5 protein-coding genes are annotated in these 5262 nt (G+C 54.2%); 3 read left to right on the forward strand and 2 right to left on the reverse strand.

Annotation, left to right across the window (positions count from 1 at the left end; translation table 11 throughout):
• The 3 genes from DWV57_RS14125 to DWV57_RS14135 all read left to right on the forward strand — a co-directional run.
• Positions 1–2000 (forward strand): YodL domain-containing protein (locus DWV57_RS14125; protein ID WP_120021113.1); only part of this gene is annotated, 2000 nt, incomplete at its 5' end.
• 21 nt (positions 2001–2021) lie between these two features.
• On the forward strand, positions 2022–2948 hold the full coding sequence (locus DWV57_RS14130) for a hypothetical protein (RefSeq protein WP_120021115.1): 927 nt from the start codon (positions 2022–2024) through the stop codon (positions 2946–2948).
• Between the two features lie 2 nt (positions 2949–2950).
• The gene (locus tag DWV57_RS14135; RefSeq protein ID WP_118564492.1) at positions 2951–3151 is read left to right on the forward strand and encodes a transposon-transfer assisting family protein; all 201 of its coding nucleotides are present in this window, start codon (positions 2951–2953) and stop codon (positions 3149–3151) included.
• Positions 3152–3267: 116 nt separating this feature from the next.
• Here DWV57_RS14135 and DWV57_RS14140 read toward each other — a convergent pair whose 3' ends face one another.
• On the reverse strand, positions 3268–4161 hold the full coding sequence (locus tag DWV57_RS14140) for a Bro-N domain-containing protein (RefSeq protein ID WP_120021114.1): 894 nt from the start codon (positions 4159–4161) through the stop codon (positions 3268–3270).
• Between the two features lie 111 nt (positions 4162–4272).
• The coding region (locus DWV57_RS14145) for a relaxase/mobilization nuclease domain-containing protein (RefSeq protein ID WP_120021116.1) at positions 4273–5262 on the reverse strand (990 nt) is incomplete at its 5' end.

Genomic DNA, 5262 nt, shown 5'->3' on the forward strand with positions numbered 1-5262 from the left:
CCATCGGGTTTGAGGACATCGAGGGCGGGGCGCACGGTTATTTCCACTTGCTCGACAACCGCATTGCAATTCAGGAGGGCATGAGCCAGCTGCAAACCATCAAGACAGCCATCCATGAGATTGCCCATGCCAAGCTGCATGCCATCGACCCGGATGACCCGGAACAGACCAACCGCCCGGACAGCCGCACCCGCGAGGTGCAGGCCGAAAGTGTGGCCTATGCCGTCTGCCAGCACTATGGGCTGGACACGTCCGAGTATTCCTTTGGCTATGTGGCCGGGTGGAGTTCGGGCCGGGAACTGGCGGAGCTGAAAGCCTCTCTGGAAGTTATCCGCAGCGCAGCCCATGAACTGATCTCCGCGCTGGACGAACATCTGGCAGAACTGCGCCAGCAGCAGGAAACAGAACTTTCCACTGCACAGGAGGCTGCATTTGCGCTGGACAACGGCAATATTTTATTCATCCAGACCTGTGATTCCGGCTATGACTACACCCTGTATGGCCCGGATAATAAGGCTCTGGACGGCGGCCAGCTGGACGCACCCAGTCTGACCCTGCCGGATGCCGGGCAGGAAGCACTTAATCTGCTGGGGCAGACTGCCGCGGTGACGGAAGTCCTGTTGGGCGATAAGCTGGCAGCGTTCCAAGAGGTCGCAGAAACGGCCAACGAAGTTCCCACACCTGTTAAAATTCCAGACCCCGCCGCAGAGCCCACGGTCACGATTCTGTGGAGCGAAAGCGACAAGCTGCAGGACGGCGAAATCATGCCGCTGTCTGTGGCAAACCGTGTCTTTGAAGAGCTGGACACTGCCCAGCACACAGAACGGGAAAAGGACGGTTACGAGGGCGGCTGGTACGATAAGACTGCATTCCGCATTGATTTTACCCTGAACGGCCAGCCGGACAGCTACGAGGGGCGGCAGGATTTTGGTGATGGAGAGGGCTCTTTGGTGCAACATATCCAGAACTATCACGAATACTACGCCAAAGATGAAAACTGGAAGAATTTTGTTCTGCACAACAAAGGCCCGGAAGCGTGGGAACAAGACAAGGCAGAGTGGGAAATGGTGCTGACCGAGTTTATCCCGTACCTCAAACAACATTGCAATCTTTCGGCCATGGAACAGGCAGCCACCGCCGCTTTGCGGGAGGAACAGAACATTTCGCCGGAACAGACTTCCTATTACAACGCAGTTGTGACCTATGTACACGACTGCCGCCCGATGCTCAACCAAGGCCGGTATGACTTGCCGGAACCGCCCAAGTTGGCCGACTTCGACCAGAGTTTGCAGGACTACGAGGCACAGGTGCAGGCCGAGATCGCGCAGGAAGCGGCCGCTGCCGGAATGACCGTAGAGGAATACGCAGCGGCAGGTTTTGAAACACCGCAGCAGGACAGCTTTTCCATCTACCAACTGCGCAACGAGGATTCCACCCGCGATTACCGTTTTGAGCCCTACGACCGCCTGCTGGCTGCCGGTTTGACCGTGGACAAGGCCAACTATATGGAGGTGTATGCCGCGCCGCTGACTGCTGGCACCACGTTGGAGGACATCTACCGCACATTCAATGTGGACTATCCGGCAGATTTCAAGGGACACTCGCTGTCCGTTTCGGATGTGGTAGTGCTGCACCAGAACGGACAAAATACCGCTCACTACTGCGATAGTGTGGGCTTCCAGCAGGTGCCAGAGTTCTTGCGGGAAAACCCGCTGCGCACCGCAGAACTTTCCACCGAACAAAACGAAAACATGATTGACGGTGTGCTGAACAATGCGCCCTCTTTAGGTGAGTTGGAAGCCAAAGCAAAGGCCGGAGAACAAATTTCTCTGACGGACCTTGCCGCCGCAGTCAAGGCCGAGGAAAAGGCACCAAAAGCCAAGAAGTCACGCACAGCCAAGCCGAAAAAGCCGTCCATCCGGGTACAGCTGGATGCCGCAAAAAAGGAGCAGAGCAAGCAACCGCCGCCACGGGAAAAGACAAAAGAATTGGAGGTGTAAACCGTGCAGAAGTTTGAAAATATGGACTTGATCGCTGCGCTGGAAGCCATTATGCACCAGAACACCGCATACTATCAGAGCGATTTTGCCTATGACATCAAGATGCTGCGGGAGGCCGCCCGCAGCGACCAGCCGGAAGATAAGCTGCTGTTGTGGCTGTCCCGGCCTTCTGGAACATTCTGCTTCCGGGAACGGGACGTGCTGCTCAAAGACACGCAAGCCTACAACACATGGAAATTCTGCGGCGAGCAGACCTGCGACAGGATCCTTGCCTATGCGGTGGAGTTGACCGGCGCGGCCAACGGAACTGTGCAAGGCAATCTGTATGAACTGGACTATCAGCAGCATTTCCAGCATATCCGGGATGCCGCTCTGCTTGTGGGTGCCAATCGCCTGATCTACGAAAGTGGGATGCGGGAAATTGGCCTCAAAGAGCATTTCGACAGCCGATCGGACAAATATTTTGGAGAGTTCGTGCGGTATGAAATGCAGCCCCGTGACCCGGAACTTCTGCAAGCGGCCATCCGGCAGGAGCAGCGCAGTCGGGAATCTGCACAGCCCGGTGATTTCAAAGAACACCTTGCGGCATTGCACACCGGGCTGATCGAGGCCGAGGCACAGCGTATCGCGGCAAATATGAAGCGGCTGGCTGCTCCCAACAGCCCGGACAAGAATCATTTCATGGTAGAGGTATCGCCCTATTTCACCAAGCTGGCATCCAGCCGGGACACGGACCAGCTGCTTGCCATGCTGCCGTATAAATCTTTACATCTGTCCAGCGTAAAAGACCGTTTTGGCATCTACGCGCTGGTTGACAAAAACGAGAACCGAGATAAGAACATTCGCAAACCCCGTGCTTCCGTCCGCAAGCAGCTTTCCGAAACAAAGCAGGCCGCCAGCCCGAAAAAGGCAGCGGCCCGCAGCAAACAACACGAAATGGAGGTCTGACCATGAATTTCAGCGTAGAAGAAGAAAATTTGATCTGTATGTACCACACCTCTGACCGCCGCCGCACGATGGCACGGATGCTGGCCGCCCTGCCGGATATGGACACGGAAATGCGGCGGCTGGCAAACGGTACCATTGCAAAGTTGGAGCGTATGACCGATGCTGACTTTGACGGACAGAGGTTTGATTTTACGGGTGAATAATACCGTCAGCTTGACAATGACGCATTATTTTTAATCAAAGTAATGTGTCGTTGTCAACACAGAAATAGCCGGACACGGTGGCCTTGGGGTTGCTGTGTCCGGCTATTTTTCATGTATCAGTCTTTATCTCTTTTCTCGGTGGGATTTTCCGGCAGTTCGGCGGCATCTTCTACAATGTCGGTCACAAGCTGCTGGAAGTCAAACGCATTCTTTTCTGTAATAACGGGCTTGCCAGTTTCTGCTTCAAGAGCCTGCCGTGCAATACCGGCTACCTTGCCGCCGCGTTTAGCAACCTGCTTGTTTTCTTCAAAGGTCTGCGGCTTTGCAGTCTTGGAAATATCCGTGGTGGAGGCTTCCGCCAGCATGGTCAGCACAAGTTCCAAATCGGTCATATTGTCCCGGAGATTTTCTTTCGTCAGACCTTTCAGCCGCTTGTACTGCCCTGTGGTCATGCCAGACCATGCGCGGGAGATTTCATCGGTCAGGATAGCATACTCCTTGCCCTTTTGTACTCCGCGCTTCTTCCATTCATCCGTCAGTTCGTTTCGGATACGGATTGCCAAAAGCCGCTGGTGAATCCATTCTTCGGAGTAGCCTTTCTTCAAATAGGTATCAAGCGCACGGTCAATGGCCTGCTCCGGGTCGATTGTTTCCTCGATGCGTTCTTTGCCTACCATTGCCAGCCACGCCTTAAACGGTTCAGCTTTCGGAGATGGGATTGACTGGATGATGCGCAGGAGCTGTTCGGTGTTAGCAACATCCGTTTTGCGCTTTTTGCCGTCAGGAGCGGTCATTTTCAAACCATTACAATTTGTAATGGTTTCATTTCCTTCGTCTTTAAGACGCTTTTTTAGAACGCGCCAATAGTTCTGTGGGTCTGCGCTGTCAGTCAGAACAGCAATCACATCAACGATGGCAAAATACCATTCTTCCTTTTCTGCATCCCATGCAGTGCGGATTTTCTGATCTTCAAAAAGCTGGATAGAGCTGTTATCGTTCACTTCTGCCATAGAGGGTTCCTCGCTTTCGTTGTCTAAGTCTATTTTACATGATTTCGGGCGGAAACGCCACCCGGTCTAAGCGTTTGGAATTCAAAAATCCGAACAATATTTTGTGCAGATTTACCGTTCCTGCATCTGCTCCTTTCCCGGTGCTATCCGCAGAATGCCGTCCACATTCTGCTTTATGATGCCATACTCCTGCATCTGGCGTTTGATTTCGGCGTACTGCTGTTGCAGTTGCTTTTTCTGCTCGGTTAGTTGCTTATACTCGGCTTTCAGGGCGTAGAGGTCGGGCCGCTTTTGAAAGCCCTGCTCTTTCAGGGCCTTGGCCGCAGCTTCATAGAGAATCAGGGTGCCCTCGTGCCTGCGCCGGAATTGCTTTTTGTCAGCGGCCCGCTGGTATTCCTGCACCAGTGGACGCAGTTCCTTACAGGTGGTGACATCCTTTATCAGCACAGCCATTTCTGCAAGTCGGCGTTCGGCTGCTTTCAGCGCGGCGACAGCTTCGGTGCTGGCGGCGGTGATCTCGGCCACCCGGCTTTCCAAATCCGGGTAACTATCAATTTCATGCTCCGTCAGAAAGTTCAGCGTCCGGGCAGCCTGTTTCAGATTGTGGAGTTTTGCCCACTTCTCATACCCTGCGGACTGCTGGGCCTTAATGCTGTTCTCCAAATCAATCCGCAGCGAAATTTTGCGGTTTTCTTTGGGCTTCCGCTCCACGAACCGCCCTTTGATGCGCTCGGTGATGGCTTCTTCGGTGTAGGCTTCGCCCAGCGTCTTGCAGCGGGTGAACCGTTCCTGTCCGGGCGCGCGGAACGAAACATACTTGCCACGCTTGACCTCGTAACCCTGCTCCTGCAGGAGCCGCAGAAAATCGTCAAAATCCTTGGCCTGCGGGATGGCTGCATCTATGGCAGCTTTCAGCTTTGCCTTCCAGCTCATGCCCTTGCGGTGTGCGTCCCACTCGGCATAGCTCTTGCCCCGGTCTTGACCGGGGACCAACACAGACAGGCCGTGTTCTTTGCACAGACGGTCACTGGTGCGCCGGATGTAGGCATAACTCTGTCGGTTGGAAACATACTTGCGCTGGTTCACCATGTCCACTGCACA

Source organism: Faecalibacterium sp. AF10-46, from assembly GCF_003604105.1.
Classification (GTDB): domain Bacteria; phylum Bacillota; class Clostridia; order Oscillospirales; family Ruminococcaceae; genus Faecalibacterium; species Faecalibacterium taiwanense.

Excerpts from the sequence above, each read along its gene's own strand:
- DWV57_RS14130 (WP_120021115.1), top strand. The coding sequence starts at position 2,022 with ATGGACTTGATCGCTGCGCTGGAAGCCATTATGCACCAGAACACCGCA.
- DWV57_RS14135 (WP_118564492.1), top strand. The coding sequence starts at position 2,951 with ATGAATTTCAGCGTAGAAGAAGAAAATTTGATCTGTATGTACCACACC.
- DWV57_RS14140 (WP_120021114.1), bottom strand. The coding sequence starts at position 4,161 with ATGGCAGAAGTGAACGATAACAGCTCTATCCAGCTTTTTGAAGATCAG.